The organism is Methylobacterium sp. C33D (assembly GCF_053345825.1).
The window spans coordinates 25,208-40,840 of the sequence record NZ_JBKFAV010000024.1 but is presented as its reverse complement, the minus strand read 5'-3'; the positions used below and the strand labels follow the sequence as shown (position 1 = coordinate 40,840).

The following is a 15,633-nucleotide window of genomic DNA, read 5'->3' as shown; positions in this document are numbered from 1 at the left end:
CCGGCGCCGGACGTGCAGGCTCATAGCGGCCCGGCCTGCGTTAGGCAAGGCCACAGCCGCCGTCGCGGGCGTCAGGCGGCCCGGTCCGACGCCAATTCATCCCGCAGGAACGCCGCCACCTCGACCCGGTCCACGCCTGGAGCGATGAAGCTCTGGCCGATCCCCCGGGCGAGGATGAAGGTCAGCGCGCCGTCGCGGACCTTCTTGTCCTGGGTCATCGCGTCGAGGAGCGCCTCGACGTCGCCGCATCCGCCCGGGACGGCCTGCAGACGGGTCGGCAGGCCGGCGAGCGCGAGGTGGTTGGCGACGCGGCCGGCATCCTGCCCGGCACAGAGCCCGAGGCGGGCCGAGAAGCGGAAGGCCAGGGCCATCCCGATCGCCACGCCCTCGCCGTGGACCAATCGGGCGGAATCGTACCCGGTCAGGCGTTCCAGGGCGTGGCCGAAGGTGTGGCCGAGATTGAGCAGCGCCCGCTCGCCGTCTTCCCGCTCGTCGCGAGTGACCACCGCGGCCTTGGCCCGGCAACAGGACGCGACCGCCTGCTCGCGCTCCGGACCGCCGGCGAAGATCCCGCGCCAGTTTGCCTCGCACCAGTCGAAGAAGCCCGGATCGGCGATTAGCCCGTACTTGGCGACCTCGGCGTAGCCGGCGCGCATCTCGCGCTCGGACAGGGTGTCGAGGGCGGCCGTGTCGGCCAGGACGAGGCGCGGCTGGTGGAACGCGCCGATCAGGTTCTTGCCCAGCGGCGCGTTGATGCCGGTCTTGCCGCCGACCGAGGAATCGACCTGCGCGAGAAGGCTCGTGGGCACCTGCACGAAGCGCACACCGCGCCGCAAAGTGGCGGCCGCGAAGCCGGCGAGGTCGCCGACCACGCCGCCGCCCAGCGCCACGACGAGGTCGCCGCGCTCGACCTTCAGGGCCAGCAGCCCGTCGCAGACCTCCGCGTAGCCCGCGTACGATTTGGAGGCCTCGCCCGGCGCCACGGTGACCACGCCAGCCTGAAGGCCGGCGCGCTCCAGGCTGGTCCGCAGCCGCGCGGCGTAGAGCGCGCCCACCGTCGCGTCCGTCACGATCGCCGCCCGGCGGCCCCCGAGCGCGGCGACGGCGGCGCCGGCCGTGTCGATCAGCCCGCGCCCGATCTGGATGTCGTAGGCGCGGCCGGCGTCGAGGGGCACGTGGACGGTCAGCAGGTCCGGACGGGGCTGAGTCATGACTGGGTTTGCTCGAGTCTCACTGGGCGGCCACCGGGATAGAGCCTTCGCCGCTGAGATGGGCGTCCAGCGCCTCCAGCACGTCCTGGACGACCCGGTCGTGCGACACCTCCCGGGAAATGACCATCACGTCGGCCGCGGCGTAGACCGGGTGGCGCACGGCCATCAGGTCGCGCATCGTCGCCTCCGGATCCTCGGTCTGAAGCAGCGGGCGGTTGCCGCGCTTGCGCACGCGTCGCATCAGCACGTCCAGATCGGCCTTCAGCCAGACCGAGACCGCCGATTCCGCGATGCGCGCGCGGGTCGCCTCGCGCAGGTAGGCGCCGCCGCCCGTCGCCAGGACCAGCGGGCCGGCCCGCAGCAGGCGCGAGATCACCCGCTCCTCGCCGTCGCGGAAGCTCGGCTCTCCGTAGATCGCGAAGATGTCGGGGATCGTCAGGCCGGCCGCGGCCTCGATCTCGATATCGGCATCCTTGAAGATCAGCCCGAGGCGGCTCGCCAGACGCCGGCCGACGGTGCTCTTGCCCGCTCCCATGAGGCCGACGAGCACGATCGAGCGCAGGCCGAGCGCGCGGCGAAGACGCGCCTCGATCGGTTCCCCCGCCTCCTCCCCGCTCATGGCCTCCTGCATCGACTCCTGCATCGCATCCGTGTGGCGTCCCCGCCCCCTCACCGGCCCCCCGGGCGCTTGTCGCCGGGCAGCCTCGCATCCTCAGGCAGGCTCTTAGCGCGATTCAAGCGGCCTGCGAAACGCATCGCTGTGTCGTCGCGGGCCTTGTCAGCGCCTCGTTCACGTGGTCGAACCCGGGCACTGGCGGCGGCTCGGAGAAGGCTTTCGCCCGCCCCCTTCCTGCCGCCAGCGCCCGTCTGCCCGAGGTTCGACCGACGTGCCGACCCTGTTCCGTTTCTTTGCCACCATCGCGATCCTGGCAGGTCTGGTCTACGCCGCCATGTTCGCGCTCGCGAATTTCGTGCAGCCGACGCCGCGGGAGATGAGCGTGACGATCCCCGCCTCGAAGCTGCAGCCGGGCAACCGTTGAGCGGGGCGGAGAGCGGCGGCGACGCCGCCCGGGCCCCCCGCCCCGAGGTCGCCGAGTATCTCGACATGCTGGCCGCCGAGCGCGGTGCCGGCCTCAACACCCTGAGCGCCTACCGGCGGGACCTGGACGATTACCTCGCCTATCTGGCGCGCACGGGCACGGCGCTCGGCGACGTGGATGCCGGCACGCTCCGGGCATTCCTGATCGACATGGAGATGCGGGGCCTGAAGGCGTCGTCGGCGGCGCGGCGCCTGTCCTGCGTGCGCGGTTTCCACAAATTCCTCTACGCCGAGGGCGGCGCGGAGAGTGATCCGAGCGTCGCGGTGTCCGGTCCGCGCCGCGGGCGCGCGCTCCCCAAGGTGCTGTCCATCGCGGAGGTCGACCGGCTGCTCTCCGCGGCGCAGGCGGCCGCCGGCGCCGACCAGCCCCCGGGACCGGCCCGGCGGGCGCGCCGGATGGTGTGCCTGCTCGAGCTGCTCTACGCCACGGGCCTGCGCGTCTCGGAGCTGGTCGCGCTGCCCCGCGCGGCGGGGTCGAGCCGGGAGCGCTACCTCATCGTCAAGGGCAAGGGCGGACGCGAGCGCCTGGTGCCCCTGACGGACGCGGCGCGCACCGCGATGGCGGCGCATCTTCCGGCCGTGCCCGCGGACTCCCCGTGGCTGTTTCCGGCCGACAGCGACAGCGGCTATCTCACCCGGCAGGCCTTCGCCCGCGATCTGAAGGCGCTCGCCGCGGCGGCGGGCCTCCATCCGGACCGCGTGAGCCCCCACGTGCTCCGCCACGCCTTCGCCAGTCATCTCCTGCAGAACGGCGCCGACCTGCGCATCGTCCAAGAGCTGCTCGGCCATGCCGATATCTCGACCACGCAGATCTACACGCACGTGCTCGACGAGCGCCTGAAGGCGATGGTCCGCGATCTGCATCCGTTGATGGATCGCTAGCGATTCCGCGCGGAACGCGTGGCAACTCCTGGTGGATCGCCCCAATTGTATAGGTTTAGCGAACTGCCTAAGAGTAGCCCCTCGCCATACCGGTACGCGAGCCAGCCTTTACCAGAGAGAGTTTTCCTATGTCAGGCCCCACGGCCTCGCAGATCGGCACCAAGCCGGATCGGGCGGGTCAAACGCGTGCCGACCAGCTTTCCCAGCAGGAGCGGCAGCGACTCGACAACCAGCTCTGCTTCGCGGTCTACGCCGCCGCGCACGCCTTCGGCCGCGCCTACCGCAACCTCCTGGGGCGCCACGAACTGACCTATCCCCAGTACCTCGTCCTGCTGGTTTTGTGGGAGCAGGACGGATTGTCGGTGAAGGAGATCGGGAACCGCCTGTTCCTGGACTCGGGGACGCTGACGCCGCTCCTGAAGCGACTCGAAGCGTCCGGGCGGGTGCGCCGCGCCCGCGACCGGGTCGACGAGCGCCAGGTCAGCATCTTCCTCACCGCCGCGGGCGAGGCCCTGCGCGACGAACTCGCCTGCCTGCCCGACGAGGCGGGCGGCATGACCGGGCTCGACGTCCAGGGGCGCAAGGACCTGCTCCACGATCTCGTCACGCTCAGGTTGAGCCTGCAGGCCGGCCTCATGCCCGACTAGGGTGCGCGGCCGGTGGCCCGGGAGCGGCCGGGTGGCCGCTCCCGGTTCGTGCTGATCGGTGCGTCTCAGGACTGCGTCTTGAGATAGGCGATCACGTCGTTGATCTTCTTGTCGTCCGGGTAACCCTGGAAGATCATCTTGGTGCCGGGCACCTTCGCCTTCGGGTTCTTCAGCCACTCGTGCAGGTTGGCCTCGTCCCAGGTGATGCCGGAGTTCTTCAGGGCGGCGGAGTAGTTGTAGCCCTCGTAGGTGCCCGCCTTGCGGCCGACGACGCCCTTCAGGTCGGGGCCCACGCCGTTCTTCTGGAAATTGTGGCACGCCTTGCAGGGGGCGAACGCCTTCTCGCCGGCGGCGGCGTCGCCGGCCTCCTGGGCCTGCGCCGCGAGAGGCATGACAACGGCAAGGACGGCGCCGAAAACGAGTGAACGCATGGATTTCCTCCTGTTGGCCGCCGCTGCGGCAGCGATGCGGGCAGAGCTTGCCTGCCTGGAACAGCTCTAAATGAATCCGCCCGGCGCGCGCAACGGCCTAGTCTGGGCTTGCCGCCACGCGCGGGCCGATCTGCGGCCGTTCCAGGTCGCCGCCTCCCTCAACACCGCGTGATCGGATTGGCTCCGTGGACCGCCCGCGGCGCCGCTCTCTCAGACGCCGTGATAGGTCCGATACCAGTCGACGAAGTGCCCGATCCCCGCCTTCAGCGGTGTCGCGGGCCGGAAGCCGGCGTCCCGCGCGAGGTCGTCGATGTCGGCGTAGGTCGCCGGAACGTCGCCCGGCTGCATCGGCAGAAGGATCTTCTCCGCCTTGCGGCCGAGAGCGTCCTCCAGGAGCGCGATCATCTCTAGGAGCGCCACCGGCTCGCTGTTGCCGATGTTGTAGATCCGGTAGGGCGCGGAACTGGTGCCGGGATCCGGCGCCGCGCCGGACCACGCGGGGTCTGGCGCGGCCGGCCGCTCGGCCAGCGCGCGGATCCCCGCGACGATGTCGTCGATGTAGGTGAAGTCCCGGAGCATCCGTCCCTCGTTGAACACGCGGATCGGCTCGCCCGCCAGGATGGCGCGGGTGAACAGGTACAGCGCCATGTCGGGCCGGCCCCAGGGACCGTAGACGGTGAAGAATCGCAGGCCCGTGGTCGGCAGGCCGTAGAGGTGGCTGTAGCTGTGCGCCATCAGCTCGTTCGCCTTCTTGGTCGCGGCGTAGAGGCTGAGCGGGTGGTCGACGTTCTGGTGCACCGAGAACGGCATCGCCGTGACGCCGCCGTAGACGGAACTGGAGGAGGCGTAGAGCAGGTGCCCCACCCCGCCGTGGCGGCAGGCCTCGAGGATGTTCAGGAAGCCGACGAGGTTGCTCGCCGCGTAGGCGTGCGGATCGGTGAGCGAGTAGCGAACGCCGGCCTGGGCCGCGAGGTGGATCACCGTCCGGAAGGCGTGGCGGCGGAACAGCGCGTCGAGCGCGTCCCGGTCGGCGAGGTCGAGGCGCGCGAAGCTGAAGCCCGGAAAGCCCGCGAGGCGCTGCAGCCGGGCTTCCTTCAGCCGCACGTCGTAGTAGGCGTTGACGCTGTCCAGGCCGACGACCGGTTGGCCGGCCTCGAGGAGGCGGAGGGCGAGCTGGTTCCCGATGAAGCCGGCGACGCCGGTGATCAGCACAGGTGGCAGGGACATGGGCGCGGACCGACGGGCTGACTGGCTTCCCCGGCTGCGAGCTGTACCATGGGGCCTGTGCGCGACAAATCGGTGCGCCGTGGCTGCCCGACTCGGTGATCGACCCGCAGCACCGCGCGCGGCTTGTCGCGCGGGCCCGTGACCCGCTAGGCTCTGCGCTGCCGTGCAGCCCGATCCGAGACCGCTTCCCGACAGCCTCACGCGCCTGCTCGCCGTGCCCGAGCAGCGCCCGGTCCGGGCGCGCCCGTCGCCCCTGCGGAAGGACGGCGTGCGGCCGCCGGAGCCGCGCTCCGCGCACGCCGCGCTCGAGACGGCGATCCTCCGCGGCTTCGTGCTCGGTCTCTCGGCTCTCGTCTGGCTCGTCGTCCTGGCGCTGTCGGTCCGCCACATGGTGCGCTGAGTTCCGCGAGATCGTCGGGCTGGGCTGTGGATATCGGTGGCGCGCCGGTTCCTCCACGTCTTCAATCAGTACGCGAACAGCCAAGTTCGCTATTGAGGCGGCCAGACCGGGGGCGGCTCGAAGGCGAGGATGGGACGATGTCTCTGACGGGGCGTTTCTGGTTCCGGAAGACCTGGACGGGGCGGCTGGTGCTCCTGGTCGAGGAGGAGCGCCCCCGCTGGTTCGGCCGGGGGGCCGGCAAGCCGCGCTGGCGCAACGCCAAGCTCCTGGATTTCGCCGAGCCCGAGCTGCGGCCGCTCATGGCGATGGAGAAGCAGCACCGCGCGGGTGCCGCCAGCGGCCAGGTGCGGGCGTTGCGCCCGGTCCCATCCGCGCCGGATGCCCGGGTCGCGAACGGCTGAGAGCCGCCGCGGTGGCGTGAAACGCGCCGCGGTCTGGTCCGGCACGCGCCCGTCACCACCTGTAGCGGATCGCTCCGTCCCGGAGCGGCACCTCTGCAACCGGTGATGGCCATGCCGCGCTACTTCTTCCACACGCAGATCGGTGCGGACGTCATCTCCGACCCGACCGGGATCGAGCTGCGGGATCCTGACGCGGCCTGGGCGGCGGCGCGGGAAACGATCCGCGCCGCGCTCCGCCAACCGCGGGACCAGGCCCGGTTGATGGCCGCGTGCCTCGTGGTGACGGATGACGACGGCGAGGTCGTGCTGGAATTCCCCTTCAGCGAGGCCGTGGCGCTGCCCGCGGACGAAGATCCGACGCGGCACTGACATATCGGCGACGGGCGCGTTCCGTGCCCTACATCGCGCGCAGCCCCCCGGAACGGAGCTGCGCCCGCATGCATACGCCACCGAACGACCTCGATGCCCGCACCCTCGGCCGGGCCGCGCCCGCCAAGGGTCTGGCGCGGGAAGCCTGCCCCTACGCGGAGGGGACGGAAGCGCGCGCGCTCTGGCTGTCCGGCTACGAGGAGGCCCTGGCAGCGGGCGAGGATCCCGTGACCGGCGGCCTCGCCAAGCACCCGGTCGACGGATCGGCCCGCTGATGGACGCCCGGACCGCACCGCATCCCGGCGCGCATCATTCGACTCTCGACCGCAAGTCGGTCGGGGCCGTCGTCCTGGGCAACGCCCTCGAATTCTACGACTTCACCGTCTACGCCTTCTTCGCCAAGCCGATCGGCGAGGCCTTCTTCCCGGCGAACGACCCGACCCACAGCCTGCTGGCATCGCTCGCCCTGTTCGGCATCGGCTACGTCATGCGGCCCATCGGCGGCGTGCTGATCGGTGCCTTCGCGGACCGTGCCGGCCGCAAGCCCGCGATGCTGATCACCATCGCGCTGATGGCCGTCGGCATGCTCATGCTGGCCGCCTGTCCCTCCTACGCGACCATCGGCGGCTGGGCGCAGGTCATCGTCATCGCCGGCCGCCTCGTGCAGGGCCTCGCCCTCGGCGGCGAGGTCGGTCCCTCGACGGCCTTCCTGTTGGAGGCCGCACCCCCGGACCGGCGCGGCTTCGTGACGAGCTGGCAGATCGCCAGCCAGGGCTGCGCGGCCCTGTTCGCCGGGATCATCGCGACCGCCCTGGCGCTCGCGGTCGGCGATCAGGCGATGGCGCAGTGGGGCTGGCGGCTGATGTTCGCCCTCGGCCTGTGCGTCGTGCCGGTCGGCCTCGTCATCCGCAGCCACCTGCCCGAGACGGCCGGCGCCGAGGAGGATCCGCACGCGGCGGCCTCGACGACGGCGGTGGTCGGCCGGCTCCTGCGCGAGCACGGCCGCCTGCTGGGCCTGACCTTCCTGGTCATCGCCGCTTCGACCGTGTCGAACGCGGTCGGCACCAACATGCCGGTCTTCGCCGGCGCGACCCTCGGCCTGAGCGAGACCGCCGCCACGGCCGTGCCGATCGCCCTCGGCCTCGCCTCGGTGATCTTCCCGCTGCTCGGCGGTTGGCTGGCCGACCGGTACGGACGGCGACCGGTGATGATCTGGCCGCGGGCGCTGATCCTGGTCCTGACAGTCCCAGCCTTCGCCTGGGTGGTGCAAGCGCCGAGCGCCGCCAGCGTCTACGCGGTGACTTTCCTGCTCTCGGCTCTGTCGTCCATCAACGCGGCGGCCGTGATCGTCGGCATCCCCGAGGCCCTGCCCCGGGCGGTGCGCAGCGCCGGGTTGTCGATCGTCTACGCGGTCTCGGTCTCGGTGTTCGGCGGCAGCACCAACTACGTGGTGAACTGGCTGATCGCCGCGACCGGGGACCGGCTCGCGCCGGCCTACTACCTCGCCGCGTTCAGCCTCGTCGGCACGATCGCCGCCTTCCTGCTGCCCGAGACGCGCGGTCGCGACCTCGATGCCGATTCCGAAGCCTGATCGGCCCGACCGGCGCGTTGCGCATAATGTATGCACTGGCTGCATTGCGGCGCGTCATCCATGCGTCCGCAGCGGGTCCGGCGCCGCGCGGATGTGCGCTCGCGCACGGATCTCGCCGCTTCGAGCGCGGTTGCCGTGTTCAACGCTAGGTGGGCAGCTGCGGCGGGCCTAGACCGGCGCGATGCCCACGCCTCCAGAGACGCGCCGCCCGCTGGTCCTCGCCGCGGTGATGGCGGCGATGTTCATGATCGCCATCGAGGCGACGATCGTCTCGACGGCGATGCCGCAGATCGCCGGCCAGCTCGGCGACCTCCACCTCTACGCCTGGGTGTTCGCCTCCTTCCTGCTGACCCAGACGGCCACCACGGTGGTGTTCGGCAAGCTCTCGGACCTGTACGGGCGCCGGCCGGTGCTGCTGTTCGGGATCGCGGTGTTCCTCGCGGGCTCCCTCCTGTGCGGGCTCGCGTGGTCGATGCCCTCGCTGATCCTGTTCCGCCTCATCCAGGGTGTCGGCGCCGGGGCGATCCAGCCGGTGAGCCTGACCGTCGTCGGCGACCTGTACGCGGCGCGGGAACGCGGCCGGGTCCAGGGCTATCTCGCCAGCGTCTGGGGCATCTCGTCGGTGGCGGGTCCGCTGGTCGGCGGCCTGATCATCGGCCACCTGAGCTGGCCCTGGATCTTCTGGATCAACCTGCCGATCGGCGTGATCGCGGCCGCCCTGTTCCTGCGCTTCCTCCACGAGGGGGTCGAGCGGCGCAGCCGCCAGATCGACGCGATCGGCGCGGCCCTGTTCACCGCCGCCATCGCGGCGCTGATGATCGCGCTGACCGCGGCGGGCGAATCCGCCGAGGCCGCCCTGTGGCCGGCGCTCGCCTTCGTGGTGGCCGCGATCTTGTTCGTCGTCCAGGAGCGGCGCGCGCCGGACCCGATGCTCGACATCCGCCTGTGGATGCAGCGCCCCATCGCGACGGCCAATACCGCGACGCTGCTCTCCGGCATGACGGTGATCGGGCTCACGGCGTTCCTGCCGATGTACGTGCAGGGCGTGCTGCGACAATCGCCCCTCATCGCCGGCCTGACCCTGACCCTGATGGTGCTCGGCTGGCCGATCGGCGCCACCACGGCGGCGCGCAGCTTCGTGCGGTTCGGCCTGCGCCCGATCCTGCTGGTCGGCGCGACGCTCCTGCCCCTCGGCGCGGTCGCCTTGGTGATGCTCGGATCGGACACCTCCCCGGTGGTGGCGGCCTGCGGCTCCGTTGTGATGGGGCTGGGCATGGGCTTCCTGTCCACGGCCGCCATCGTGATCATCCAGGACAGCGTCGCCTGGGCGCAGCGCGGCGCGGCGACGGCCTCGAACATCTTCTCGCGCAACCTCGGCTCGACCCTCGGCGCGACCGTCCTCGGGGCCGTGCTGAACTACCGGCTCGCGAACCCGTCGAGCGGCCCGGCCGTGAATTCCGATCAGCTGCGCCGCCTGCTCGACGATCCGGGGAGCCTCGGGGCCGGCGGTGAGGCGATCCGCGGCGGCCTGCAGCACGCGCTGCACGGCACGTTCTGGACGGTCTTCGCCGTGGCGGTGCTGACCCTGCTCCTGTCGCTGCTGGTCCCGCCGGTGGCGATCTCCGACCGGCCGCGCGAGCTCGCCGTGGAGTAGGCGGCGCTGTCGCGGCCACGACACAGCGCGGGGCGCGCCGCCGGGGCGGCGCCCGCCGGACGCCCCCGTCTCCGCGGCGGGCCTTTGACTGTCCCGCCGGACCCCCCTAGCGTCCGGCCATGCCCCTCGTGCCGCCCCCGCGCCCCGCAGCCCAGCAAGCGGCGGACATCCCGCCGACCAGCGTGCTCAACGCCAACCAGCCGGAATGGTCGGTGGGCGAGCTCGCGGGCGCCCTGAAGCGCACCCTCGAGGACGCCTTCGGGCACGTGCGCCTGCGCGGGGAGATCTCGGGCTATCGCGGCCAGCACGGCTCGGGCCACGCCTACTTCTCCCTCAAGGACGGGCAGGCGCGGATCGACGCTGTGGTCTGGAAGGGCGTGTTCGGCCGCCTGCGCCAGCGGCCTCAGGAGGGGCTGGAGGTCGTCGCCACCGGCCGGATCACGACCTTCGCGGGCAAGTCGTCGTACCAGATCGTCATCGAGAGCCTGGAGCCCGCGGGGCTCGGCGCCTGGATGGCGCTCCTGGAGGAGCGCAAGAAGCAGCTCGCCGCCGAGGGCCTCTTCGCGCCGGACCACAAGCGGCCGATCCCCTACCTGCCGCGGGTCGTCGGCGTCGTGACCTCCCCGACCGGCGCGGTGATCCGCGACATCCTCCACCGGCTGGAGGACCGATTTCCCCGCCCGGTCCTGGTTTGGCCGGTGCGGGTCCAGGGCGACGGCGCGGCCGAGGAGGTCGCGGCCGCGATCCGCGGCTTCAACGCCCTTCCGGACGGGGGGCCGATCCCGCGCCCGGACGTGCTCATCGTGGCCCGCGGCGGCGGATCGATCGAGGATCTCTGGGCCTTCAACGAGGAGTGCGTCGTCCGCGCCGCCTTCGCGAGCGCGATCCCGCTGATCTCGGCGGTGGGGCACGAGACCGACACCACGCTGATCGACTACGTCTCGGACCGCCGCGCGCCGACCCCGACGGGCGCCGCCGAGATGGCGGTGCCGGTCCGCGCCGACCTGATCGCCACGGTGGCCGACCTGTCGGCCCGCGGCCGGGGGGCTGTCGGGCGCCGGATCGACCGCGACCGCGCTGACCTGCGCGCCCTCGGACGCGCCCTGCCGAGCGCCGACGTTCTGCTGGCGGCCAAGCGCCAGCGGCTCGACCTCGCCGAGGCGCGGCTCGCCCCGGCGCTGGCGGCGGGCGCGAGCCGCCACCGCGCGCGGCTCCAGCTGCTCCTGGACCGGATGGCCCGCCGCTCGCCCGACGTGGCCCTGGCCAACGCCCGCGCCCGGCTGGCGCGGATCGATCACCGGCCGCTCCACGCCCTGCGCAACGACGTCCAGCGCAAGGGCGACGCCCTGGTCCAGCTCGGGCGCCGCCTCGTCGTCGCGCGCGAGGCCAGCCTGGAACGGGCCCGGGCGCTGCAGGCGCGCCGCACCGACCGGCTCCTCGCCCTGTCGGAGCGCCTCGCCCAGTCGGGCGCGCGCGGTATCGAGCGGCGCCGCGACCGGCTCGACGGTCTGGCGGGCCTGCTCGGGTCGCTCAGCTACCGCGCGGTGCTGGACCGGGGCTACGTCCTGGTGCGCGACGCCGCGGGACTGCCCGTCCGCCGCGCCGCGGAGGCGGCGGCCGCGCAGCGGCTCAGCCTGCAATTCGCCGACGGCACCGTGACGGCCGTGCCCGACGGGGCGGCCGATCCCTCCCTGTCGGCCGCTCCAGCCCCGTCCGCGAAGGCCCCTCGCCGGGGAGGTGCGGCCGCGCCGGCGACGGGCGGCAAGCGGACCGGCGCGAGCCCTGCCCCGACGCGGCAGGGCTCGCTGTTCGACGCCTGAAACGATCGCCGCGGCCGGATGAAGGACCGGCCCCGCGACCGGCCCGCGTCTCAGCCGGGCTCCGGTCCGACCCGATAGTGATAGCGGTACAGTTCGCGCTCGAAGCCGAGGGCGCTGTAGAGCGCCCGCGCGGGCGCGTTCGCGGCCACGACCTGCAGGCAGGCGGCCCGGGCGCCCTCCCCTCGGCCCCAGCGCAGAAGCGCACCGACCGCGCGCCGGGCATGGCCGCGCCCGCGCAGGGGTTCGGGCGTCGCCACGGCCTCGATGATCATCAACTCGCGGTCGAGAACCCCGAAGGCGATGGCGCCGATGCCGCCCTCGGCCGCGGCCGCCGCGAAGGCCCGCGGCAGGGCGAGGGCGGCGACGGTGTCGCGGAACACCCGTGCGGCCGCGTCATCCGCGCGGTTCACCGCGTCGCGCAGGGCCAGCCAGTCCGGCCCGGGCGCCGCGGCGACCGCAACGTCCGGATCGGGCGCGGTCGTCAGGTCGTCGAGACGGCGGAACAGCGTGCAGGTCTCGTCGACCACGGCGTAATCCCCGCCGGCCAGGAGCGGCTCCATCTGTGGGGCGATGGCCGGCACGCGGAAGATCGGGCGCTGTCCGAGACGTTCGTAGATCGCGCGCGCGGCCGCGATGGCCGGCCCGGGCGCGCCGCTCCCGCGCATGGGATTCACGGAATTCTGCCGCTTCGAGCGGCCTCCGGCAGCGCGCAGGAGGTAGCCGTGCACCAGGAGCTCGCGTGGGCTCGGCCACGCGTTGAGGCAGGCCTCCTCCACGCGCCAGGCCTGTTCGAGATCCGCCATCGCCGCCTCCTCCGGCATCCCTGATCGCACGCGTTCACGACTTGGCCAACGGCACCGGGACAAGACTTCGGCCATGCGGCGTCGCGTACGCTTGAAGCATCTTGGCGCCGCGCGATGTCTCGGCGATGTCCGAGCCCGAAGTCCTGTTCTGCCTGCACTTTCTGGGCGGGAGTGCCCGAAGTTGGGAGCGTCTCGCGCGCGCCCTCGACGGGACGCCGTTGACTTGCGTGCCCGTAGACTTGCCGGGCTTCGGCGATGCCGTCGACACGCCGGGCTACTCCGTCGCCGCGATGGCCGATCACGTGGCCGAGGCGATCCGCACGCGTGCTCCGGCGCGCTTCGGGATCGCCGGGCACAGCATGGGGGCCAAGGTGGCGCTGGCGCTCGCGCGCCGGGCCGAGGATGGCGAGGCGGGTCTGACGGGCCTCACCGATCTCGTCCTGGTCTCCGGTTCGCCGCCGAGCCCGGAGCCGATTCCGGACGACCGGCGTGCCACGATGCTCGCCTGGATCGACGCGGATCCCGAGACCCGGCGCCGTGAGGCCGAGGCCTTCGTGCGCGCCAACGTGGGCGACCGCCTGGATCCCGAGACCGAGGCGCGGGCGGTGGCCGACGTCCTGCGGGCCGAGCCGGCCGCCTGGAAGGCCTGGCTCGCGGAGGGCGCCAACGAGGATTGGTGCCGCCGCGTCGGGATCCTGCGCACCCCGGCGCTGATCCTGGCTGGGTCCGAGGATGCCGACCTCGGACCGGACGCGCAGCGGGCCCTCATGGCGCCCCATCTCGCGCACCATCGTCTCGCCACCGTCGACGGCGTCGGCCACCTCCTGCCGCTGGAGCGGCCCGCCGCCCTGGCTGACCACCTGCGTGCCCATCTCGGCGATCGGCCCCGCCCGCCCGTCGAGGCCGGCCCCGCGGTGCCGCCGGACTACGCGGCGTTGATCGCCTCTGAGCGGGTGAACAGCCGCCTCCGTGAGGCACTCGCGGAGCGCTCCGCGCCGGACGATCCCGCCTATCGGCCGGCGGCCCTCGACCCGGTGGAACTCGCGATCCTGCGGTCGGCCCTCGCCCGCGTCGTGCCGGTGCCGAACCTCGATCTGGCCGCCCGTCTCGACCGGCGGCTGGCCTCCGGCGACGGCGATGGCTGGCGCTTCTCGGCCCTGCCGCCGGACGCGGAGGCCTACCGCGCCGCCCTTCGGACTCTGGACGCCGCCGCCCGCGTCGCCCGCGACCGCCCGTTCGTGACCCTCGACGCGGCCGAGCAGGACGGGCTGCTCACCCTGTGCGCGCGCGCCGCGCTGAAGGTCCCTGAGAGTCTCGGCGGCCGCCTCGATTCCGACCGGATGCGGTTCTGGTTCGAGGATCTCCGCGCCGACGCGGTCCGCCTCTGGCTCGGCCACGCGGCGGCGCTGGCGCGGATCGGCTTCTCGGGCATCGGTGCCGGCGGCGACCGGCCGGGCGAGATCGCCGACGACCTGCCGGGCTTCGGCGCCGTCGGGCTCGACGCGTCGGAGTGCTGGGAGCCACGGGCAGAGCGAACGGAGGCGGGTCGATGAACCTCGCGGATATGCGGACCTACCGCGCGGACGAGGCCGTCGACGCGGTCGTGGTGGGGACCGGTGCGGGCGGCGCGCCGCTCCTCGCGCGCCTCGCGGCCGCCGGGCTGAAGGTCGTGGCCCTGGAGGCCGGACCGAACTTCACGCCGGAGCGCTTCGCCTTCGACGAGACCCTGGCGGACGAAATCTACTGGACCGAGGAGCGCCTCAGCGGCGGTTCGACTCCGGAAGCCTTCGGGGCGAACAACAGCGGCACCGGGGTCGGCGGCTCGACGCTGCACTGGGGCGCCTTCGTGCCTCGGGCCGATGCCCGCGACCTGCGGCTCAACACGGAATCGGGGGAAGGGGTCGACTGGCCGCTGTCCTACGAGGACCTGCTCCCGTTCTACGAGCGGGTCGAGCGCTTCCTCGGTGTCTCCGGTGCGCAGAGCTACCCCTGGGACGCGGACCGCCGCTATCCCCTGCCCCCGGTCCCGCGGAACGGGCCGGCGCAGATCATGGCGCGGGCCTGCGAGGCTCGTGGCATCCGGTGGGCCGACGCGCCGGCCGCGGTGGTCTCGCGGGACTTCCAGTCCGAGGACGGACCCCGCCGCAACGCCTGCATCAATTGCGGCTTCTGCCACCAGGGCTGCCGCACCGGCGCCAAGGCCAGCATGGACGTGACCTACCTGCCCTACGCGGTCGCCCGCGGCGCCGAGATCCGGGCCGAGGCCTTCGTCCACGGCCTGGAGCGCGGCGCCGACGGCCGGATTAACGGCGTGGTCTACCGGCAGGACGGTCAGGAGCGGCGGCAGCGCTGCGGCGCCGTCTTCCTCTGCGCCGGGGCGGTCGAGACGCCGCGCCTGCTGCTCCATCTCGGGCTCGCCAATTCCAGCGGCCAGATCGGGCGCAACTACATGGGCCATGTGGCGACCCAGGTCTGGGGCACCTTCGACCACGAGGTGCGCATGAACCGGGGCTACCCGTCGTCGCTGATCACCGAGGACTTCATCCGCGCCGGCGCCGACTTCGCCGGCGGCTACCTGATCCAGAGCCTGGGCGTGGTGCCGGTGACCTTCGGCAATTCGGCGGCGCGGGGGCGCGGCCTGTGGGGGCAGCCGCTCCTCGACTACCTCGACCGCTATAATCACCTCGCCGGCATCGGCATCAACGGCGAGACGCTGCCCTGCGACACCAACGTGCTGACCCTCGCCGACGAGACCGACGCGCACGGGATGCGCAAGGCCCGTATCAGCTTCGGCTACGGCGCCAACGAGAACCGCCTCAACGCGCACGCCACGCAGATTATGCGCGACCTCTGGGAGGAGGCGGGAGCCGACGACATCTGGGTGCTGGAGCGCGTCGCCCACACGCTTGGGACCTGCCGGATGGGAAGCGACGGGACGAGCGCCGTCGTCGACCCGCACGGCCGAAGCTTCGACATCGACAACCTGTGGATCTGCGATGGCTCGACCTTCCCGAGCTCGCTCGCGGCGAACCCGGCCCTGACCATCATGGCGCTCAGCCTGCGCAGCGCGGAGGCGTTCCTGGCCGGCAGACCGTAAG

The 15,633-nt window shown here is 72.6% G+C and carries 17 protein-coding genes; 12 read left to right on the top strand and 5 right to left on the bottom strand.

What is annotated here, in order from left to right:
* Positions 1-71 precede the first annotated feature (71 nt).
* Both aroB and ACLBXO_RS19495 read right to left on the bottom strand, forming a co-directional pair.
* Positions 72-1,211 (bottom strand): 3-dehydroquinate synthase, encoded by a 1,140-nt coding sequence (aroB, locus tag ACLBXO_RS19500; RefSeq protein WP_331315105.1) that lies wholly within the window; start codon positions 1,209-1,211, stop codon positions 72-74.
* Positions 1,212-1,230: 19 nt separating this feature from the next.
* Complete coding sequence (locus tag ACLBXO_RS19495; RefSeq protein ID WP_020093428.1) at positions 1,231-1,854, bottom strand: shikimate kinase; 624 nt, start codon at positions 1,852-1,854, stop codon at positions 1,231-1,233.
* Positions 1,855-2,098: 244 nt separating this feature from the next.
* On the opposite strand from ACLBXO_RS19495, the gene ACLBXO_RS19490 reads away from it, so the two are divergent.
* The 3 genes from ACLBXO_RS19490 (at position 2,099) to ACLBXO_RS19480 (ending at position 3,839) form a co-directional block, all read left to right on the top strand.
* Positions 2,099-2,251, top strand: a complete 153-nt coding sequence (locus tag ACLBXO_RS19490; protein WP_331290066.1) for a histidine kinase — start codon at positions 2,099-2,101, stop codon at positions 2,249-2,251.
* Positions 2,248-3,192, top strand: a complete 945-nt coding sequence (locus ACLBXO_RS19485) for a tyrosine recombinase (protein ID WP_447686384.1) — start codon at positions 2,248-2,250, stop codon at positions 3,190-3,192. Before ACLBXO_RS19490 ends, ACLBXO_RS19485 begins: the two co-directional genes overlap by 4 nt.
* Before the next feature lie 128 nt (positions 3,193-3,320).
* The gene (locus tag ACLBXO_RS19480) at positions 3,321-3,839 is read left to right on the top strand and encodes a MarR family winged helix-turn-helix transcriptional regulator (RefSeq protein ID WP_447686383.1); all 519 of its coding nucleotides are present in this window, start codon (positions 3,321-3,323) and stop codon (positions 3,837-3,839) included.
* Between the two features lie 65 nt (positions 3,840-3,904).
* Here ACLBXO_RS19480 and ACLBXO_RS19475 read toward each other — a convergent pair whose 3' ends face one another.
* A complete protein-coding gene (locus ACLBXO_RS19475) occupies positions 3,905-4,270 on the bottom strand; it encodes a c-type cytochrome (RefSeq protein WP_024831013.1) in 366 nt (121 codons plus the stop codon).
* Positions 4,271-4,480: 210 nt separating this feature from the next.
* Positions 4,481-5,497: an NAD-dependent epimerase gene (locus ACLBXO_RS19470; RefSeq protein ID WP_447686382.1), complete on the bottom strand. Its 1,017-nt coding sequence runs from the start codon at positions 5,495-5,497 to the stop codon at positions 4,481-4,483.
* A 163-nt stretch (positions 5,498-5,660) separates the two neighbouring features.
* Between ACLBXO_RS19470 and ACLBXO_RS19465 the strand changes: the two genes are divergently transcribed.
* From ACLBXO_RS19465 to xseA, 7 genes are all read left to right on the top strand, one after another.
* Positions 5,661-5,897, top strand: coding sequence for a hypothetical protein (locus ACLBXO_RS19465; protein WP_331315111.1), 237 nt, complete (start codon positions 5,661-5,663; stop codon positions 5,895-5,897).
* 137 nt (positions 5,898-6,034) lie between these two features.
* Entirely contained in the window at positions 6,035-6,298 is a 264-nt protein-coding gene (locus ACLBXO_RS19460) for a hypothetical protein (RefSeq protein ID WP_331315112.1), read from the top strand.
* Between the two features lie 111 nt (positions 6,299-6,409).
* Entirely contained in the window at positions 6,410-6,667 is a 258-nt protein-coding gene (locus ACLBXO_RS19455; protein ID WP_331315113.1) for a DUF6894 family protein, read from the top strand.
* Positions 6,668-6,735: 68 nt separating this feature from the next.
* Positions 6,736-6,942: a ribosome modulation factor gene (locus ACLBXO_RS19450; RefSeq protein ID WP_447686381.1), complete on the top strand. Its 207-nt coding sequence runs from the start codon at positions 6,736-6,738 to the stop codon at positions 6,940-6,942.
* On the top strand, positions 6,942-8,258 hold the full coding sequence (locus tag ACLBXO_RS19445; RefSeq protein ID WP_447686380.1) for an MFS transporter: 1,317 nt from the start codon (positions 6,942-6,944) through the stop codon (positions 8,256-8,258). Before ACLBXO_RS19450 ends, ACLBXO_RS19445 begins: the two co-directional genes overlap by 1 nt.
* Before the next feature lie 181 nt (positions 8,259-8,439).
* Complete coding sequence (locus tag ACLBXO_RS19440) at positions 8,440-9,912, top strand: MDR family MFS transporter (protein WP_447686379.1); 1,473 nt, start codon at positions 8,440-8,442, stop codon at positions 9,910-9,912.
* Positions 9,913-10,031: 119 nt separating this feature from the next.
* A complete protein-coding gene (gene xseA / locus ACLBXO_RS19435; RefSeq protein WP_447686378.1) occupies positions 10,032-11,732 on the top strand; it encodes an exodeoxyribonuclease VII large subunit in 1,701 nt (566 codons plus the stop codon).
* A gap of 50 nt (positions 11,733-11,782) precedes the next feature.
* Here the strand turns inward: xseA and ACLBXO_RS19430 are convergent, their stop codons facing one another.
* On the bottom strand, positions 11,783-12,535 hold the full coding sequence (locus tag ACLBXO_RS19430) for a GNAT family N-acetyltransferase (protein ID WP_447686377.1): 753 nt from the start codon (positions 12,533-12,535) through the stop codon (positions 11,783-11,785).
* A 125-nt stretch (positions 12,536-12,660) separates the two neighbouring features.
* On the opposite strand from ACLBXO_RS19430, the gene ACLBXO_RS19425 reads away from it, so the two are divergent.
* Together ACLBXO_RS19425 and ACLBXO_RS19420 are read left to right on the top strand one after the other, a co-directional pair.
* Positions 12,661-14,088, top strand: coding sequence for an alpha/beta fold hydrolase (locus ACLBXO_RS19425; RefSeq protein ID WP_447686376.1), 1,428 nt, complete (start codon positions 12,661-12,663; stop codon positions 14,086-14,088).
* Positions 14,085-15,632: a GMC family oxidoreductase gene (locus tag ACLBXO_RS19420; protein WP_447686375.1), complete on the top strand. Its 1,548-nt coding sequence runs from the start codon at positions 14,085-14,087 to the stop codon at positions 15,630-15,632. Before ACLBXO_RS19425 ends, ACLBXO_RS19420 begins: the two co-directional genes overlap by 4 nt.
* Position 15,633: the final 1 nt, after the last annotated feature.